This is a genomic window from Streptomyces sp. NPDC051219, assembly GCF_040682335.1.
Lineage (GTDB): Bacteria > Actinomycetota > Actinomycetes > Streptomycetales > Streptomycetaceae > Streptomyces.
Genome location: NZ_JBFBAS010000003.1, coordinates 280,260 through 298,505 on the forward strand (window position 1 = coordinate 280,260; position 18,246 = coordinate 298,505).

Here is an 18,246-nt window from a genome sequence, read left to right on the forward strand (position 1 = left end):
TGGAACGCTCCTGCACGGAGGCCTCGCGAGGAGGAGGTGTCCCTCACCGTAGCGGGAGGTTGACAGGCCGAAAGCGCTGGATGCCCGCGTGAGCCTCTTGGGGCCCCATCCTGAATATGGGGAGTCGGGAGACGGAGGTTCAGGGCGGCACATGCGGACTCAGGTACCGGCAAACCCCCATTCATGTCGGCGCTACCGGTAGACTGATAACTAATCCCGCCCACTTGCGGAACATGTCGAACGACGCAGCCGCTCCCGCCTGCCCGGAGACCGGCTTGTGCTGTGCCAGAAAGGGCGCTTCGTGGCCGATTCCGGCAACCCCAACGAGAACATTCCGTCCACTGCCGGTGAGAACGGCGAGGTCACCGCCTCGTACGACGCCAGCGCAATCACCGTCCTCGAGGGACTGGACGCGGTCCGCAAGCGGCCCGGCATGTACATCGGCTCGACCGGCGAGCGTGGACTTCATCACCTGGTGTACGAGGTCGTCGACAACTCGGTCGACGAGGCCCTGGCCGGTCACGCGGACACCATCGACGTCACGATCCTTGCCGACGGCGGAGTACGGGTGGTCGACAACGGGCGCGGTATCCCGGTCGACATGCACCCCGTGGAAAAGAAGCCCGCCGTCGAGGTTGTGCTGACCGTGCTGCACGCCGGCGGCAAGTTCGGAGGCGGCGGCTACGCCGTCTCCGGCGGTCTGCACGGTGTCGGTGTCTCCGTCGTCAACGCGCTGTCGAGCCGGCTGTCGGTCGAGATCAAGCGTGACGGCTACCGCTGGACCCAGGACTACAAGCAGGGTGTGCCGACGGCGCCGCTGGCCAGGCACGAGCCGGTCTCCGACTCGGGTACGTCGGTGACGTTCTGGGCCGACCCGGAGGTTTTCGAGACGACCGACTACTCCTTCGAGACGCTTTCGCGGCGCTTCCAGGAGATGGCCTTCCTCAACAAGGGCCTGACCCTGACGCTGACCGACGAGCGCGAGTCGGCGAAGGCCGTCGTGGGTGCGGACTCGGCGGAGGAGCCGGAGGAGGTGCCCGCGCTTTCGGTGACGTACCACTACGAGGGCGGCATCGTCGACTTCGTGAAGTACCTCAATTCGCGCAAGGGTGATCTTATTCACCCCACAGTCATCGACGTCAACGCCGAGGACAAGGAGCGGATGCTCTCGGTCGAGATCGCGATGCAGTGGAATTCGCAGTACACGGAGGGTGTGTACTCCTTCGCGAACACGATCCACACGCATGAGGGCGGTACGCACGAGGAGGGCTTCCGCGCGGCGCTGACGGGTCTCGTCAACCGCTACGCGCGCGAGAAGAAGTTCCTGCGGGAGAAGGACGACAACCTCGCCGGTGAGGACATCCGCGAGGGCCTGACGGCGATCATCTCGGTGAAGCTGGGCGAGCCCCAGTTCGAGGGCCAGACGAAGACGAAGCTGGGCAACACGGAGGCGAAGACCTTCGTGCAGAAGGTCGTGCACGAGCACCTCAACGACTGGTTCGACCGCAACCCGAACGAGGCCGCGGACATCGTCCGCAAGTCGATCCAGGCCGCCACGGCCCGGGTCGCGGCCCGCAAGGCGCGCGATCTGACCCGCCGCAAGGGGTTGCTGGAGAGCGCCTCGCTGCCGGGCAAGCTGAGTGACTGCCAGTCGAACGACCCGACGCAGTGCGAGATCTTCATCGTCGAGGGCGACTCCGCCGGCGGCTCGGCGAAGTCGGGGCGTAATCCGCAGTACCAGGCGATCCTGCCGATCCGCGGAAAGATCCTGAACGTCGAGAAGGCGCGGATCGACAAGATCCTGCAGAACACCGAGGTGCAGGCGCTGATCTCGGCCTTCGGTACCGGAGTCCACGAGGACTTCGACATCGAGAAGCTCCGCTATCACAAGATCATTCTGATGGCGGACGCCGACGTCGACGGGCAGCACATCAACACGCTGCTCCTGACCTTCCTCTTCCGTTTCATGCGGCCGCTGGTCGAAGCCGGGCACGTCTACCTCTCGCGTCCGCCGCTCTACAAGATCAAGTGGGGCCGGGACGACTTCGAGTACGCGTACTCGGACCGCGAGCGTGACGCACTGGTCGAGCTGGGCAAGCAGAACGGCAAGCGGATCCGTGAGGACTCGATCCAGCGCTTCAAGGGTCTCGGTGAGATGAACGCCGAGGAGCTGCGCATCACGACGATGGACGTCGACCACCGCGTTCTCGGCCAGGTCACGCTCGACGACGCGGCGCAGGCCGACGACCTGTTCTCGGTGCTGATGGGTGAGGACGTCGAGGCGCGGCGCTCCTTCATCCAGCGCAACGCCAAGGACGTCCGCTTCCTCGACATCTGAGTCGGTCTGTCGCTGACCGCCCTGAAAGGATTTTGACCAGCAATGGCCGACGAGATCACTCCTGTCACCACTGAAGAAGAAGAGCCGTCCCTGCGGATCGAGCCTGTCGGGCTCGAGACGGAGATGCAGCGCTCCTACCTCGACTACGCGATGTCCGTCATCGTGTCGCGCGCGCTGCCCGACGTACGGGACGGTCTGAAGCCCGTCCACCGCCGGGTGCTGTACGCGATGTACGACGGCGGGTACCGGCCCGAGAAGGGCTTCTACAAGTGCGCCCGTGTCGTCGGTGACGTCATGGGTACGTACCACCCGCACGGCGACTCCTCGATCTACGACGCGCTGGTGCGTCTTGCGCAGCCGTGGTCGATGCGGATGCCGCTGGTGGACTCCAACGGAAACTTCGGCTCTCCCGGCAACGATCCGGCTGCCGCCATGCGGTACACCGAGTGCAAGATGATCCCGCTCTCCATGGAGATGCTGCGGGACATCGACGAGGAGACCGTCGACTTCCAGGACAACTACGACGGCCGCAACCAGGAGCCGACGGTTCTGCCGGCCCGTTTCCCGAACCTGCTGATCAACGGCTCGGCGGGTATCGCGGTCGGTATGGCGACGAACATCCCGCCGCACAACCTTCGTGAGGTCGCGGCGGGGGCGCAGTGGGCGCTGGAGCACCCGGACGCCTCGCACGAGGAGCTGCTGGACGCGCTCATCGAACGGATCAAGGGACCGGACTTCCCGACCGGTGCGCTGGTCGTGGGTCGTAAGGGGATCGAGGAGGCGTACCGGACGGGCCGCGGCTCGATCACGATGCGTGCGGTGGTCGAGGTCGAGGAGATCCAGAACCGCCAGTGCCTGGTGGTGACGGAGCTTCCGTACCAGACGAACCCCGACAACCTCGCCCAGAAGATTGCCGACCTGGTGAAGGACGGCAAGGTCGGCGGCATCGCGGACGTCCGTGACGAGACGTCGTCGCGGACCGGTCAGCGGCTGGTCATTGTGCTCAAGCGCGACGCGGTCGCCAAGGTCGTGCTCAACAACCTCTACAAGCACACCGATCTGCAGACGAACTTCGGCGCGAACATGCTGGCGCTCGTCGACGGGGTGCCGCGCACGCTATCGCTGGACGCTTTCATCCGGCACTGGGTGCACCACCAGATCGAGGTCATCGTCCGGCGTACGAAGTTCCGTCTGCGCAAGGCGGAGGAGCGGGCGCACATTCTGCGCGGTCTGCTCAAGGCGCTGGACGCGATCGACGACGTCATCGCGCTGATCCGGCGCAGTGACACGGTCGAGGTCGCGCGGGAGGGCCTGATGGGCCTGCTGTCGATCGACGAGATCCAGGCGAACGCGATCCTGGAGATGCAGCTGCGCCGGCTGGCCGCCCTGGAGCGGCAGAAGATCGTCGCCGAGCACGACGAGCTGCAGGCGAAGATCAACGAGTACAACGCGATCCTGGCCTCGCCGGAGCGGCAGCGCGGGATCGTCAGCGAGGAGCTGGCGGCGATCGTCGACAAGTTCGGCGACGACCGGCGCTCGAAGCTGGTGCCGTTCGACGGCGACATGTCCATGGAGGACCTGATCGCCGAGGAGGACATCGTCGTCACGATCACTCGGGGCGGCTATGTCAAGCGGACGAAGACCGAGGACTACCGCTCGCAGAAGCGGGGCGGCAAGGGTGTGCGCGGTACGAAGCTGAAGCAGGACGACATCGTCGACCACTTCTTCGTCTCGACCACGCACCACTGGCTGCTGTTCTTCACCAACAAGGGCCGGGTCTACCGGGCCAAGGCGTACGAGCTGCCGGACGCCGGCCGGGATGCGCGCGGACAGCATGTCGCGAATCTGCTGGCCTTCCAGCCGGACGAGCAGATCGCCGAGATCCTTGCGATCCGCGACTACGAGGCGGCGCCCTACCTGGTGCTCGCCACCAAGGCGGGCCTGGTGAAGAAGACGTCGCTCAAGGACTACGACTCGCCGCGTTCCGGTGGTGTCATCGCGATCAATCTCCGGGAGACGGACGGCGGCGGTGACGACGAGCTGATCGGCGCGGAGCTGGTGTCGGCGGAGGACGATCTGCTGCTCATCAGCAAGAAGGCGCAGTCGATCCGGTTCACCGCAACGGACGAGGCTCTGCGACCGATGGGGCGCGCCACCTCGGGCGTCAAGGGCATGAGTTTCCGAGAGGGCGACGAACTGCTCTCGATGAATGTCGTCCGGCCAGGTACGTTCGTGTTCACCGCCACCGATGGTGGGTACGCGAAGCGGACCAACGTGGACGAGTACCGCGTTCAGGGTCGTGGCGGCCTGGGTATCAAGGCCGCCAAGATCGTGGAGGACAGGGGTTCGCTGGTCGGTGCGCTGGTGGTCGAGGAGACGGATGAGATCCTCGCCATCACGCTCAGCGGCGGTGTGATTCGTACGCGAGTCAACGAAGTCAGGGAGACGGGCCGTGACACCATGGGCGTCCAGCTGATCAACCTGGGCAAGCGCGATGCCGTAGTCGGTATCGCTCGTAACGCCGAAGCCGGGCGCGAGGCTGAAGAGGTCGAGGGGACCGAAGACGCCGAGGGCGACGTGGCCGAGGCAGCCGAGGGCACCCAGCCCTCGGCCGGGGAGCACGAGGAGTAGAGCGTGAGTGGAGCCACGGGCGCCGGAGCGGCCGCTTCCGGAGCGAACGGTGCCCGTGGCCCTGCCGCGGACTCCCAGGGGGGAACCGTGACGGACACCCGAGAACCGCAGTCCGCGGGTGCGCAGCCCTACCACCCGCCGCAGGCGTACCCGGCTCCCGGGCCGGGCGCCGCGCAGGGTGGTCAGCAGGGGACTGCGGTGCGCCGGCCGCGTACGGGGGCCCGTACGGTGCCCCGTACCCGTAAGGCGCGGCTGCGGGTGGCCAAGGCCGACCCGTGGTCGGTGATGAAGGTCAGCTTCCTGCTGTCGATCGCGCTGGGGATCTGCACGGTTGTGGCGTCCGCGGTGCTGTGGATGGTGATGGACGCGATGGGCGTCTTCTCCACCGTGGGCGGGACGATCAGCGAGGCCACCGGGTCGAACGAGAGCAACGGATTTGATCTGCAGTCGTTCCTGTCGCTGCCCCGAGTGCTGATCTTCACCTCGGTGATCGCCGTGATCGATGTGGTGCTGGCCACGGCCCTGGCTACGCTCGGCGCGTTCATCTACAACCTGTCGGCGGGCTTCGTCGGCGGTGTCGAGCTGACGCTCGCCGAGGACGAGTAACCGTCGTCCGAAGGGGACCGGAACCGATTTTGGGACTGGCCACCACGTGCGCTAATCTTCAGGGGCAGCGCGGGGCTATAGCTCAGTTGGTTAGAGCGCATCCCTGATAAGGATGAGGCCACAGGTTCAAATCCTGTTAGCCCCACCGCGATGGTCGGCCCGGACGGAGATTTTCCGTCCGGGCCGATTGCTTTGTCCGGCGGTGATTGCTTTGGCCGGGGCGGAACTTGGGTTGCGAGGAGGTCACCGATCGGTATCGGTCGGTGTGTATAGTCGGGCGCCAGAGGTCCCTTACGTCAAGGAAAGACGAGGTCGCGCGGTGAAGAAGCTCCTCCTGGTCGCACTGGCCGCCATCGGCGGGCTCCTCGTGTACCGCCAGATCCAGGCGGATCGCGCCGAGCAGGATCTGTGGACGGAGGCGACCGACTCCGTGCCCGCAGGTTCGGGCGTGTGAGTCGAAAAAGCCTGAGTGACGGAGCCCCGGCCGCGATGCGGCCGGGGCTCCGTGCCGTTGCGGGACCGTGACAGCTGGGCCCTTGAGTTCACCTGAGCAAATCAATAGGTTGCGACAGCAAAGTCGGGCCATCGGGTGAGGGACCCCAGTGAGCAAACGCGTGGCGGCGGGCGGTGGGTGGCGGCGCTGGACCGGGCCGCGGTGAGGCAGGCCCTCGCCGCCGTAGGGCTCGCGGGCGACCCTGTGGCGGCGACGCTCCGCTCTCCACCGGGAAGCAGGAGGAAAAGGATGATTCAGCCGCGGGGGCGGACAGCGTAGGGCCGGGCGGTGCAGGATGGTCCGTCGCTGTGATCGCCGCGACTGCGGGCGGCGCGAAGGTCCCGCTGCTCGCGGTGCAGGTCTTGGTGCGGCGCGGGGTGGCCGGAGTGAGGACAAGGGGTAGCGCGTGAAGAGGCAGCGCAGCAGGAGCGGCCGGACGGCCCTCGTCGCGGCGGCGGCGATGTGCGTGGTGGCGGCCGTGCCCGGGGCGGCGTACGCCGCAGGTCCGGACGACCTGCCGCCGTACAGGACCGCCCCGGACGCCAGACCGGTGAAGGGGGCGGCCAGCAGCGCCGAAGGGCCGCGGCTGGATCCGGGCGGTATCTACACCGACAGCATCGAACCGGGCGAGGAGCGCTTCTACACCGTCGATCTGGATGCCAAGTCGAATGCCTTCGTCTCGGCGGTCGCCGCACCGAAGCCCGGCAGCAAGGTCGCGTTCAACGACGGCATCGACATCGTTCTGATGACCACCGGCGGTGACGAGTGCGGCAGCGCCGACGACACCGACTTCGGTTCGGAGCAGGCCCGGCCCATCGCCGACTACGCCACGCGCCGGATCCAGGAGGACGGGGATTGCCAGCAGGCGGGCCCGTACTACGTGAAGGTGGTGCGGACGAGCGAGAAGACGTCCGGGGCCGAGGCTTGGCCGGTCGAACTCGCCTTCATGCGGGAGCCCGGGCTGGCAAGCGGCGCGTCCGCGACCGCTCCGCCGACTTCCTGGAACTCGGCTTCGCCCGCCCCCGTGAGCGGCACGCCGCAGAAGCGGGAGGGCGGCACCGGGTTCAACGACGCCCGCGCCCTGGGGGACGGGGTGTGGAAGGACACGCTCGCGCCGGGCCAGACCCGCTTCTACCGGGTACCCCTCGACTGGGGGCAGCAGCTCACCGTCAATGCGGAGCTGGCCGGCGCGAAGATGACCAAGGACAGTGGATTCGCCTCCCCCGCGTTGACCACGGCGCTCTACAACACCGCGCGCGGGCCCGTGCTCTCCGAGGACACGTCGTACGACGGCAAGCAGGCCGCGGACGGGCTCGGACCGACCGCCCCCGTCGCCTACAACAACCGCTTCTCCGACGACTCGGCGGCGCGGCCCGTGCGTTTCTCGGGCTGGTACTACCTCGCTGTCACCCTCGACAAGAAGGTGGGCGAGTTCACCACGGGGACTGTTCCGCTGACGCTGCGGGTCAACATCGGCGGCAAGGCGGTACCGGGTCCCGACTACGACGGGGACGCCGCCGCGGCCGGCTTCGGGCTCACCGGATCCGACCGGGAAGCGGCGGAGAAGGGCCAGACCGCCGCCGAGGCCGGTGAGAGCGGCACGATGAAGGTCGTCGCCGCCGCGGGGATCGGGACGGGCACTGCGCTTGTGCTCGGGCTCGGCGTGTGGACGATGCTGGCCAGGCGGCGCGGGAGCACGGCACCCGCCGGGCCCGTGCCGGACGGGCCGACGCAGCAGTACGGGCCCTCCGCCTGGTAGTTCAGGACTGGGTCAGCGCCCAGATGCCCACCGCGTAGCAGAGCAGCGCCACCAGCAGTACCGGGATCGCCACCTTCGGGGGCGGTCCCGGTCGGCGCTGGAGGGGCGCGGTCGCAGGTGCCGTTCGAGCGGGAACCTGCGGGCCCTGGGCGGTGTATGGATGAGTGAGGGGATTGTCGTGCTGCACCGCTGACGTCGGGGCCTGGGAGGGGTCGTACGCCGCTGCGGGGAGGGGGGAGAGGGCATGCGCGGGTACGGGGGCGGAGGCCGGGTGATGCGCGGGTGTGGGGATGGGCGCGGGGGTGTGCGTGGGGGGAGTGGCCGGCTGGACCTGCTGCGGCAGTGGTGTGGCCTGCTGTGGGGGCGGCGCCAGATGGAAGCTGCCCGTCTCCGACATCGCCGGGGACTGCTGAGCGGGGTGCTGTGGGTGTGGCGTGGGCCGGTCGGCCGGCTCGGGGCCGTTCGGGCCGAAACCGGCCGGCAGCGGGCCGATCTGGTCGAAGACCTCGACCGGATCGTCGTCGGGACCCGGCTCCGGCAGCATCTCGGCGGCCGCGGTCAGCGCCTTGCGGGCGCCCGTTGCCGTACGGAACCGCGCCTGCGGGTCCGGCTGGAGCAGATTGGCGATCACTTGCCACAGGGGCTCCGGAATGCCCTGCGGCGCGCCAGGTGTCCCGTACGTGGCGAAGTGTTCGACCAGGGCCTGGGAGTCCGGCTTCTGGCCCTGCAGCAGATAGAGCGCTACCAGGCCGACCGCGAAAAGGTCGGCCGGGAAGTCCGGTTCCGCGCCCATCATTTGCTCCGGGGCGAAATAACCGGGCGTGCCCACCACGTAGTTGGTCTCGGTCAGCCTCGGCTCACCCTTGCGCATCGAGATGCCGAAGTCGGACAGCCGCAGATGCGGCCGTCCCGTCCCGGTGGCCTCGAGCAGGATGTTGGCCGGTTTGATGTCGCGGTGCACCACGCCTTCCGCGTGCACCGCGGTGAGACCCGCCAGCAGTTGGTCCAGCAGGTTGCAGACGAAGCGAGGAGGCAGAGGGCCGTAGTCACCGATGACATGGGCGAGCGAGCCGCCGCTCACCAAGTCCATGGTGAACAACACCTTGTCGTCATCGGCGGCCCAGGAGGCAGGGGCGAGTACATGGGGGTGGTCGATCCGCAGCGCCTGCTCGCGGACGAAGCGCAGCAGGGTGTGCGCATCGCTCTGCTGGAGCACCTTGGCCGCCACATACCGGCGGCGCCGGTGGTCCCAGGAGCGCCAGACGGCGCCTACTCCACCGCGTCCGATCGGATCGATCAGCTCGTACCGACCGGCAAAGACCTCACCCATTGCGCTGCGCCCGCTCCCCGTCCGACGTATTGCCGCTTAGCCCGCCTGGTTCAGCCCTGATGGGCCTCGTAGTGGGAGACCGCGTCCGCGGTCCGCCCGGCGCCGTACACCCTGAGGAACTCTGCCAGTTCCGGGTGGGTCGGTGCGAGGGTGTCCGCCGCATCGATGATGTCGCCGGCCGCCGACACCGAGCGCAGCAGGGACTGGATCTCCCGCACCACCCGGCGCACCGTGGGTGCACCGGAACTGCTCGTCGTCTGGCTGGTGTTGTTGAGCACAGAACCGCCCTGGGACTTCTTGATCTCGTCCATCCGGTCGGTGGCCTCGGCGGCGCTGACGCTGCCGTCGGCCACCTGGCTTGCCAGCTCCTGCAGGGCTTGGACGCGCTGGACCACGGCCGGGTTGCCGATCTTGGCTCGCTGGCCGCTCATCAGCTGGGAAAGCATGGGTGCGGACAGGCCGAGTACCGCCGCAAGCCTGGCCTGATTCAGGCCGAGGTCGTCGATGAGCCTACGGAAGAGCGCCCCCAGCGGCTCCCCGTACCAACTGCGCTGCAGTTCTCTGGCTCTCGCCGTCGTCTCCTGTTGTGCTGCATCCACTGCGTCTCCCCTTCGCTGGTGCGAACCTCGCGTGCATCTTACGGAGCGTGGTCGCCCACGGGGAGTCCTAATCATTTTGCGGGATACAGGGGGTCACCCGGTACTCTGTTCTGCGGCGGTCGCTCAGAGCGCCGTTGCGGGGCCTTAGCTCAGTTGGTAGAGCGCTGTCTTTGCATGGCAGATGTCAGGGGTTCGACTCCCCTAGGCTCCACGTGATCAGACCCCCCTAGCCTGCGGAAACACGGTCAGGGGGGTCTTTGCGTGAGGGCGCAAAGCTCCTCAGGCGAGGCCGGCCAGCGCTTCCGCCTCCTTTTCCGCGGAGAGACCGTCCGCGAGGGGCGGGGCGGTGTTCGCGGGCAGCGATCGACGCCACGCCCGGGTGTCCTTCACCGTCTCCAGGACCGGTCGGCGGCGCAGGCCCGTGGCCAGAACCCGGGAGACATCATCCGCGTGCACCGCCGCGTGGAGTTCGCTGCCCGGTGGAGCCCAGATCGGCAGATCGCTCCAGCCCTCGATGCCCGCGGCCCCGACGGCCTCCGGGGAGGCCCACCGCAGCTCGGCGTCCGATCCGGTGACGTGTACACAGGCCTCTATCAGGTCGCCCATCGTGGCGTGGCCGTGCGGGCCGACCGTGTTGTACGGGCCGTGCAGCCCGGCGGCCAGGGCGTCGAGCACCCACCTCCACACGGATTTCTCGGGTTACACCGCCCAGCCTGGGCGCGCCGCCCCTCCGTCACAACACCGCGCTCATGGAAGGTCCCGAACCCCCGGCTCGGCTGAGCCGATGCCGGGCAGCGGCCGGAGCCCGCCCGTCGGTCTTCGGCAGAGTGTTCCGCCTGATGGCCGGGGGAACGGTGAAAGGTGCCGGGAGACCATGGTCTCCCGGCACCTTTCACCGTTCTACGGACGGTCGCGGTCAGCGCCGCTCGTCGCGGTCGGTCGCCTCGGCATCGGCCTGCTTGGCCTGCACTTCCGGGTCGAGCGGGCCGGTGCCGTCGACCGAGCTCAGCGGGGCTCGGTCGGACACCTCGGTCGCCTCTGGCGGCTCGACCAGCCAGTCCGGGTTCGCCTGCTTGTCCCACCACTTCCAGGCGGCGAAAGCGCCACCCGCCAGCACGCCGAGCACCAGGAGACCCCTGGCCGCACGGCCGGCCTTGGCGCGCCGCTCGTGCTTCTTCACGAGCTTGCTGATCTCCTTGGCGGTCACGTGCCCGCGCAGCGCGGCCAGGGCAGCCGCCGAGCGGGCCGCGGCTTCCTCGGCGACCGGCTGCGCGGCCGCCACGGCGCTCTCCACGCGCGGAACGGTGTAATCAGCCGCATGGCGGGCGGCCTTCCGGGTACGAACGGCGGCCTTGTGCGCCGCCTCGTCGACCTTTGGGGGCACCCGGGGCGCCAGGTGCACTGCGTACTGCGTGCGGGCCTGGTGGGCTGCCGTGTGTGCGGCGTGCGAGACCTTCGGTGCGAGCCGTACGCGTGCCTCATGGGCGTAGTGCGCGGCCTGTTCCTTGGCCTGGCCGGCGTAGGGCGCCACCACTTCCGCGGCGTGCTGCACGCTGTCCTTCGCCGTACCGGTCGCGGCGCGCACGCTGTCGATGCGGGTCACGGGATCCTCCTCCTCGGTGGCGGACGAGTCTGGGGCTGTTTGGCCCAGGAAAGTCACGGTTCACCTTTCCACCCTTTGTCGGATCATGCCTGTCAGGCGGCAAGGTGGCATGTGCGGGCGGGCATCCGGGTCATCGGTGATGACACCGGGCAATGCGGTGCAAGGGGAGCTCGGCGACGACAATGCCACGGTTCGCCACGCCGCGCGGGCGGTTCGGCAGCTACTCGTCGCAATAAGGTCCGTGCGAGGATCGTGAGTCGTCAGTGAGGACTATGGAAGGCGGATCGTGTCCGAGCAGCTTTACGCCACTCTGAAGACCAACCAGGGCGACATCGAGATCCGGCTCCTGCCGGATCACGCACCGAAGACGGTCAGGAACTTCGTGGAGCTCGCCCAGGGCGAGCGTGAGTGGACCCACCCGGCCACCGGCAAGAAGACCAAGGACCCGCTGTACGACGGAACGGTCTTCCACCGTGTGATCAGCGGATTCATGATCCAGGGCGGTGACCCGCTGGGCAACGGCACGGGCGGCCCGGGATACGAGTTCGCGGACGAGTTCCACCCCGAGCTGTCCTTCGACAGGCCGTACCTGCTGGCCATGGCCAATGCCGGCCCGGCCACCAACGGCTCCCAGTTCTTCATCACCGTCTCGCCGACCGCGTGGCTGACCCGCAAGCACACCATCTTCGGCGAGGTCAGCAGCGATACGGGCAAGAAAGTCGTCGACGCCATCGCCGCGACGTCGACCAACCCGCGCACCGAGCGCCCGGTGCAGGACGTCGTCATCGAGTCGGTCGTCATCGAGAAGCGCCCGGTCGTCCTCGAGAAGCGCTGACGCGCCGCCTGCGTTTCCCGTTTCCCATTTCGTGTAACCCGGGAACCATTCCGCCCCGCTCGTCCGTACTGGATAGGCGGGGCGGCGCAGTGAGCGGTACCGCGAGCACAGAGAGCCGAGGGGACCAGATGGGTCAGCAGCCACCGGAAAGCCCGGAGCGGAGCGTGCCCGCGGACCGCCTGCCCGGCTGCTACCGCCACCCCGACCGCGAGACCGGAATCCGCTGCACCCGCTGTGAGCGGCCCATCTGCCCCGAGTGCATGGTCAGTGCTTCCGTCGGCTTCCAGTGCCTCGAATGCATCCGTGGCGGCTCGGGAACGGGGCACGCCCCGACCGCGAACCAGCCGCGCACGATCGCCGGCGGCGCGGTGGCCGCGGACCCGCATCTGGTCACCAAGGTGCTGCTGGGTCTCAACGCGGCGGTGTTCCTCCTCGGCCTGCTCCCGGGAATCGGCGACCGGGTGGTCGAAGAGCTACGCCTTGTCGGCCGCTACTGGGACTTTTTCGGAGCCCCTCTGGAGGGCGTCGCCGAGGGCCAGTGGTACCGCCTGCTGACCTCGATGTTCCTGCACCAGGAAGTCTGGCACTTCGCCTTCAACATGCTGGGACTGTGGTGGCTCGGCGGGCCGCTGGAGGCGGCACTGGGCCGGGCCCGCTATCTGGCGCTGTACCTGGTCTCGGGGCTTGCCGGCAGCGCGCTCACGTATCTCATCGCCGAGCCGAACCAGCCCTCGCTCGGGGCCTCCGGTGCGATCTTCGGTCTGCTGGGCGCCACCGTCGTCCTCATGCGGCGGATGAACTACGACTTGCGCCCGGTGTTCGCGCTGCTCGCGGTGAACCTGCTCTTCACATTCTTCGGGCCGGGCATCGCCTGGCAGGCGCATGTCGGCGGGCTGGTCGCGGGTGTCCTGATTGCCGTCGGGATGGTGCACGCCCCGCGCGAGCACCGGGCCCTCGTGCAGTGGGGCAGCTGTGCGCTCGTCCTCGCGGCGGTCCTCGTCACCGTCGTCACGCGTACGGCGATGCTCACCTGAGGACAGACACCCTCAACTGCGATCCCGCAGTTGTCCACAGCGAGTGGCGGATCTTGTGCACGCGGTGGGGAACACCTGTGCCCCCTGTCGCTGATCCGGGTTTTCCCAGAGAGGACAAGGGGCGAGGCTGTATACCGTGTGGCGTGGTGGCAGTCACACCAGCGTCAACACCCGTCGAGTTATCCACAGATCGTCTGACCTTTTCCCCACTGTGGATAGCGCTGTGGATAACTCAGGGCAGGACTTGACCGAGTGGGCCGAAAGGGCTACTTCCGCAGCGGATGCTTCCGGCTACTTCCACTGGGTGGAAACGCCGAAGCCCGCGGCGATGAAGCCGAAACCGACGACGATGTTCCAGTTGCCGAGGGCTTCGATCGGCAGCCGGGTGTCGGTCACATAGAAGACGACGATCCAGGCGAGCCCGATCAGGAACAACGCCAGCATGACCGGCGCGACCCAGCTGCGGTTGGTCAGCTTGATGCTGGTCGCCTGCTTCGTCGCCGAAGGCGGCGGCGTGAAGTCGGCCTTCTTGCGGATACGTGACTTCGGCACGAGGGACTCTCCTGTCGATGCGCTGCGTGACCGCGCAGGGAACTATGGGCTTGGGGCCGGGGCGGGGGACAGGGGGATCTCTGCCTCCCCCGGGCGTCCGTTAGCGTAGTGCTTCCGCGGCGCCGAAGGAGATAAGGGTACGTTGAGCAATTCTGCCGACCCTCCCACCAAGCCCGCCCGCCGCGTTTTCCGGCGGCCGGTCCGGCTGCTCACCGCTGCTGTTTTCGCCCTCGCGGGTCTCATCTTCGTCACCAGCTTCAACACGTCCAAGGGTACGAACATCCGCACGGACGACTCCTTGCTGAAACTCTCCGACCTCATCCGGGAGCGCAGCGGGAACAACGCGGAGCTGGAGGATTCGGCCGGGTCGGTGCGCGAGGACGTCGATGCCCTCGCCGAGCGCGACGACGGCAGTACGAAGGCCGAGGACGCCGAGCTCAAGGCGTTGCAGCGCGACGCCGGAACCGAGCCGCTGTCCGGCGAGGCGGTGACGGTCACGCTCAACGACGCCCCGCCGAACGCCACCGCCCGTATCCCCAACGTGCCGGAGCCGCAGCCCAACGACCTGGTCATCCACCAGCAGGATCTGCAGGCCGTCGTCAACGCCTTGTGGCAGGGCGGTGCCAAGGGCATCCGGGTGATGGACCAGCGGCTGATCTCCACGAGCGCGGTGCGGTGTGTCGGCAACACGCTGATCCTTCAGGGCCGGGTCTATTCGCCGCCGTACAAGGTGACGGCCGTCGGCGATCCGGCTGACCTCAAGCGGGCACTGACCGCCTCCCCCGCGATCCAGAACTACCAGCTGTACGTCGACGCCTACGGCCTCGGCTGGAAAGTCGACGACCACGAGGCGGTGACTCTTCCCGGCTACTCGGGCACAGTGGATCTCCACTACGCGAAGCCTGTGCGGTAGCCCCTGGGGAGGGAACGGCCGGTGAGCACCACGGTGACCGTGCGCCTGATCGTCCGGACCTTCAGCGAGGTGTGCATCACCGCCGGCACGCTGATCGTGCTCTTCGTGGCGTACGTGCTGTTCTGGACCGGCGTCAAGGCCGACAGCGCCATGGACGGCGAGATCGGCCGGCTCCGGGAGGGATGGGAGCAGGCCCCTGTGCCCATCGGTACGAATGACCGGCCGTCGCAGGCGGCCGGGCTACCCGCCCCGCCGCCGTACCGGGAGGGCAGGCCCTTCGCCGTGATGTACATCCCCAGGTTCGGCGAGCAGTGGCACAAGCCCGTCCTGGAGGGCACCGGGACCGGCACGCTGAAGAAAGGCCTCGGCCACTACGCGCGCACCACGTGGCTGGGCGGAACGGGCAACTTCTCGGTGGCCGGGCACCGGCGTACGCACGGGGACCCGTTCAAGGACTTCCCGAAGCTGCGGCCCGGAGACGCGGTGGTGCTGACGGACGGGACGACCTGGTTCACGTACCGGATATCCAGGAAGCCCTACCGGACGCTGCCGAGTGACGTCGGGGTGGTCGATCCGGTGCCCGAGAAATCCGGTTTCAACGGCCCGGGCCGCTATCTGACGCTGACCACCTGCGAGCCGGAGTGGGGGCACAGCCACCGGCTGATCGCCTGGGCGCATCTCGACGCCACCCGGCCGGTCGCGGAAGGGGAGCCGGAGGCATTGCGCAGCTGACCCACCAGTCCTCGCCGCTGCCCTCTAGTCTTGTGCCGTACCGATCGGAAGGGACAGCATGTACGGCTGGATCTGGCGGCATCTGCCGGGCAACGCAGGGGTGAGGGCTGCTCTCTCGCTCGTGCTGGTCCTGGCAGTGGTTTTTGTGCTCTTCCAGTACGTCTTCCCGTGGGCGGAACCGCTGCTTCCGTTCAACGATGTGACCGTCGACGAGGGATCGGGAGCCACGCGATGAGTGCACGCATTCTGGTCGTCGACAACTACGACAGCTTCGTGTTCAACCTGGTCCAGTACCTGTACCAGCTGGGCGCCGAGTGCGAGGTCGTGCGCAACGACGAGGTCGCACTCGCGCACGCCCAGGACGGCTTCGACGGCGTGCTGCTGTCGCCGGGTCCCGGTACCCCCGAACAGGCCGGCGTCTGCGTCGACATGGTCCGCCACTGCGCGGACACCGGGGTTCCGGTGTTCGGCGTCTGCCTCGGGATGCAGTCGATGGCGGTGGCCTACGGCGGTGTGGTGGACCGGGCCCCCGAGCTGCTGCACGGCAAGACATCGCTGGTGACCCACGGGGGCCAGGGTGTCTTCGCGGGGCTGCCGTCGCCGTTCACGGCGACGCGGTACCACTCGCTCGCCGCGGAGCCGGAGACGGTTCCGGCGGAGCTGGAAGTCACCGCGCGGACCGCCGACGGAATCATCATGGGGCTGCGCCACCGTGACCTCGCGGTGGAGGGAGTCCAGTTCCACCCGGAGTCCGTACTGACCGAGCACGGGCATCTGATGCTCGCCAACTGGCTGGTGCAGTGCGGGGACAGCGGCGCCGTCGAGCGGTCGGCGGGACTTGCGCCGGTGGTGGGCAAGGCTGTCGCGTGACCGCACTCCGCCCCGAGCGGGATTCCGGCTACGACGCCTCGTACGAGAACGGTTCGTACGAGGCTGCCGGTACGTTCGAGGCGGCCGTGGACCAGCTGGCGGACCCGCTGAACGACCCGCTCCCGGGGCAGCACGCGTCTCCCTGGTTCCGGGACGGGAACCAGCCCCCGCCGCAGCAGGCGCCCCAGCGCGAGGCCCAGGAGTGGTACGACCCTCAGGGCTATGAGCAGCAGTGGTACGGGGACCAGGCGCAGCCGCAGCCTGTCGGGCCCGCGGCCATGCCGACGCCCCCGCGCCCTCCCGCGCCTGTGCCGGCGCCCGCCCCGCAGCCCGCCCGCTTCGTCCCCGTACCGGACGACGAGACCGTGGCGCTGCGTACCGCTGAGACCCGGCGCGCAGTGCCGCCGGAGGTTCCGCCCACCGGGGGGCGCGCGGAGCGCCGCAGAGCGGCCAGGCGTGGCGGACGGCCCGACCCGGAGGCCGGCCCCGCCGCAGCCCCCGGGACGCGTATGGAGGCCAGGCTGGCCGCCCGGGCGCGCAAGGAGAGCCCGGCTGTTGTCGCGAGCCGTGTCGTCGGTGAAATGTTCATCACCCTCGGGGTGCTGATGCTGTTGTTCGTCACGTACCAGCTCTGGTACACGAACGTGCTCGCCGATCGGCAGGCGAACGGCGCGGCCAACAGCCTTCAGGACGACTGGGCGAAGGGGCGCAAGGCCGGTGCCTTCGAGCCGGGGCAGGGCTTCGCCATCATGTACATCCCCAGGCTCGATGTGAAGGTCCCGATCGCGGAGGGCATCGACAAGCACGGTGTGCTGGACCGCGGAATGGTCGGTCACTACGCCGAGGGCAAGCTCAAGACCGCGATGCCGTCGGACAAGCAGGGCAATTTCGCGGTCGCGGGCCACCGCAACACTCATGGCGAACCGTTCCGGTACATCAACCGGCTCGAGCCGGGCGACGCGATCGTGGTCGAGACGCAGGACACGTTCTACACGTACGAGATGGCGAGCATCCTGCCCCAGACGCCGCCCTCGAACGTGAGCGTCATCGGCCCCGTGCCAGAGGGTTCCGGCTTCACCGGTCCCGGCCGGTACATCACGCTGACGACCTGCACACCTGAGTTCACCAGTACGTATCGGATGATCGTCTGGGGGAAGATGGTGGAGGAACGGCCGCGCAGCAAGGGCAAACCGGACGCACTCGTCGGGTGAGGCGAGGGGCTGACATTTCTAGACAGGAACAGGTGCAGTGGCACGTGCGCGCAGCCGGATCGCCGGCGTCATCAGCGTCTTCGGCGAACTTCTCATCACGGCCGGTCTGGTGCTCGGGCTCTTCGTCCTCTACTCGCTGTGGTGGACGAACGTTCTCGCGGACCGTGAGGCCTCGAAGCAGGGCGACGAGGTGCGCGGCAACTGGGCGAACAGCGGCCCGGGCGCGCTGGACACCAAGGACGGCATCGGCTTCCTGCACGTACCGGCCATGGACAACGGCGAGGTGCTGGTCAAGCGGGGTACCGGTACGAAGGCGCTCAACGCCGGTATCGCCGGCTACTACACCGACCCGGTGAAGTCGGCGCTCCCATGGGACAAGCAGGGGAACTTCTCGCTGGCGGCGCACCGTGACGGGCACGGTGCGAAGTTCCACAACATCCACAAGCTGAAGAACGGCGACTCGATCGTCTTCGAGACGAAGGACCTCTGGTACGTCTACAAGGTCTACGCGGCGCTGCCGGAGACCTCGAAGTACGACGTGGGGGTCCTGAACCCCATCCCGAAGGGGTCGGGCAAGACGAAGCCGGGCCGGTACATCACGCTGACGACCTGCACGCCGGTGTACACGTCGAAGCACCGGTACGTGGTGTGGGGGCAGCTGGAGCGTACGGAGAAGGTCGACGGCCGGCGTACGCCGCCGCCGGAGCTGCTGTAGAGATCTCTCCCCGGTCCGGGCGCAC

Annotated in this window: 18 protein-coding genes and 2 tRNA genes; 15 read left to right on the plus strand and 5 right to left on the minus strand. The window is 68.2% G+C overall.

Translation table 11 applies throughout. From position 1 onward, the window contains the following. Positions 1-277 precede the first annotated feature (277 nt). The 6 genes from gyrB to AB0M62_RS06305 all read left to right on the plus strand — a co-directional run bounded on the left by gyrB (position 278) and on the right by AB0M62_RS06305 (position 7,827). Positions 278-2,338 carry a DNA topoisomerase (ATP-hydrolyzing) subunit B gene (gene gyrB, locus AB0M62_RS06280; protein WP_366072939.1) on the plus strand — a complete coding sequence of 687 codons (2,061 nt, stop codon included), beginning with the start codon at positions 278-280 and terminating at the stop codon, positions 2,336-2,338. Between the two features lie 42 nt (positions 2,339-2,380). Beyond that, positions 2,381-4,969: a DNA gyrase subunit A gene (gyrA, locus tag AB0M62_RS06285; protein ID WP_366072940.1), complete on the plus strand. Its 2,589-nt coding sequence runs from the start codon at positions 2,381-2,383 to the stop codon at positions 4,967-4,969. A gap of 3 nt (positions 4,970-4,972) precedes the next feature. Next, entirely contained in the window at positions 4,973-5,575 is a 603-nt protein-coding gene (locus AB0M62_RS06290; protein ID WP_366072941.1) for a DUF3566 domain-containing protein, read from the plus strand. A 71-nt stretch (positions 5,576-5,646) separates the two neighbouring features. Continuing rightward, positions 5,647-5,720: transfer RNA gene (locus AB0M62_RS06295), tRNA-Ile, on the plus strand. A gap of 174 nt (positions 5,721-5,894) precedes the next feature. Further along, on the plus strand, positions 5,895-6,029 hold the full coding sequence (locus AB0M62_RS06300; protein WP_003958712.1) for a DLW-39 family protein: 135 nt from the start codon (positions 5,895-5,897) through the stop codon (positions 6,027-6,029). A 445-nt stretch (positions 6,030-6,474) separates the two neighbouring features. Continuing rightward, the gene (locus tag AB0M62_RS06305; protein ID WP_366072942.1) at positions 6,475-7,827 is read left to right on the plus strand and encodes a hypothetical protein; all 1,353 of its coding nucleotides are present in this window, start codon (positions 6,475-6,477) and stop codon (positions 7,825-7,827) included. 1 nt (position 7,828) lies between these two features. Here the strand turns inward: AB0M62_RS06305 and AB0M62_RS06310 are convergent, their stop codons facing one another. Next, positions 7,829-9,157: a protein kinase gene (locus AB0M62_RS06310; protein WP_366072943.1), complete on the minus strand. Its 1,329-nt coding sequence runs from the start codon at positions 9,155-9,157 to the stop codon at positions 7,829-7,831. 50 nt (positions 9,158-9,207) lie between these two features. Then, complete coding sequence (locus tag AB0M62_RS06315; protein WP_366072944.1) at positions 9,208-9,756, minus strand: DNA-binding protein; 549 nt, start codon at positions 9,754-9,756, stop codon at positions 9,208-9,210. Between the two features lie 138 nt (positions 9,757-9,894). Here AB0M62_RS06315 and AB0M62_RS06320 point away from each other — a divergent pair. Further along, a tRNA-Ala gene (locus tag AB0M62_RS06320) sits at positions 9,895-9,967 on the plus strand. Between the two features lie 68 nt (positions 9,968-10,035). Here AB0M62_RS06320 and AB0M62_RS06325 read toward each other — a convergent pair. After that, positions 10,036-10,431, minus strand: a complete 396-nt coding sequence (locus AB0M62_RS06325; protein ID WP_366072945.1) for a hypothetical protein — start codon at positions 10,429-10,431, stop codon at positions 10,036-10,038. A gap of 241 nt (positions 10,432-10,672) precedes the next feature. Beyond that, positions 10,673-11,359, minus strand: coding sequence for a DUF5324 family protein (locus tag AB0M62_RS06330; RefSeq protein WP_366072946.1), 687 nt, complete (start codon positions 11,357-11,359; stop codon positions 10,673-10,675). Positions 11,360-11,645: 286 nt separating this feature from the next. On the opposite strand from AB0M62_RS06330, the gene AB0M62_RS06335 reads away from it, so the two are divergent. Both AB0M62_RS06335 and AB0M62_RS06340 read left to right on the plus strand, forming a co-directional pair. Next, positions 11,646-12,194: a peptidylprolyl isomerase gene (locus AB0M62_RS06335; RefSeq protein WP_366072947.1), complete on the plus strand. Its 549-nt coding sequence runs from the start codon at positions 11,646-11,648 to the stop codon at positions 12,192-12,194. 128 nt (positions 12,195-12,322) lie between these two features. Beyond that, a complete protein-coding gene (locus AB0M62_RS06340; RefSeq protein ID WP_366072948.1) occupies positions 12,323-13,228 on the plus strand; it encodes a rhomboid family intramembrane serine protease in 906 nt (301 codons plus the stop codon). Between the two features lie 291 nt (positions 13,229-13,519). On the opposite strand, the gene crgA is transcribed toward AB0M62_RS06340, so the two are convergent. Continuing rightward, positions 13,520-13,780: a cell division protein CrgA gene (gene crgA, locus AB0M62_RS06345; protein WP_366072949.1), complete on the minus strand. Its 261-nt coding sequence runs from the start codon at positions 13,778-13,780 to the stop codon at positions 13,520-13,522. A gap of 142 nt (positions 13,781-13,922) precedes the next feature. Between crgA and AB0M62_RS06350 the strand changes: the two genes are divergently transcribed. The 6 genes from AB0M62_RS06350 to AB0M62_RS06375 are packed head-to-tail and all read left to right on the plus strand — an operon-like array spanning position 13,923 to position 18,221. Further along, entirely contained in the window at positions 13,923-14,693 is a 771-nt protein-coding gene (locus AB0M62_RS06350) for a DUF881 domain-containing protein (protein WP_366072950.1), read from the plus strand. Between the two features lie 33 nt (positions 14,694-14,726). Beyond that, positions 14,727-15,425: a class E sortase gene (locus AB0M62_RS06355; RefSeq protein WP_366073068.1), complete on the plus strand. Its 699-nt coding sequence runs from the start codon at positions 14,727-14,729 to the stop codon at positions 15,423-15,425. A 58-nt stretch (positions 15,426-15,483) separates the two neighbouring features. Next, positions 15,484-15,660, plus strand: coding sequence for a hypothetical protein (locus AB0M62_RS06360; protein ID WP_366072951.1), 177 nt, complete (start codon positions 15,484-15,486; stop codon positions 15,658-15,660). Continuing rightward, entirely contained in the window at positions 15,657-16,295 is a 639-nt protein-coding gene (locus tag AB0M62_RS06365) for an aminodeoxychorismate/anthranilate synthase component II (protein ID WP_366072952.1), read from the plus strand. The genes AB0M62_RS06360 and AB0M62_RS06365 overlap by 4 nt, the downstream gene beginning before the upstream one ends. Then, on the plus strand, positions 16,292-17,506 hold the full coding sequence (locus tag AB0M62_RS06370; protein WP_366072953.1) for a class E sortase: 1,215 nt from the start codon (positions 16,292-16,294) through the stop codon (positions 17,504-17,506). The genes AB0M62_RS06365 and AB0M62_RS06370 overlap by 4 nt, the downstream gene beginning before the upstream one ends. Before the next feature lie 37 nt (positions 17,507-17,543). Then, on the plus strand, positions 17,544-18,221 hold the full coding sequence (locus AB0M62_RS06375) for a class E sortase (RefSeq protein ID WP_366072954.1): 678 nt from the start codon (positions 17,544-17,546) through the stop codon (positions 18,219-18,221). Positions 18,222-18,246 lie beyond the last annotated feature (25 nt).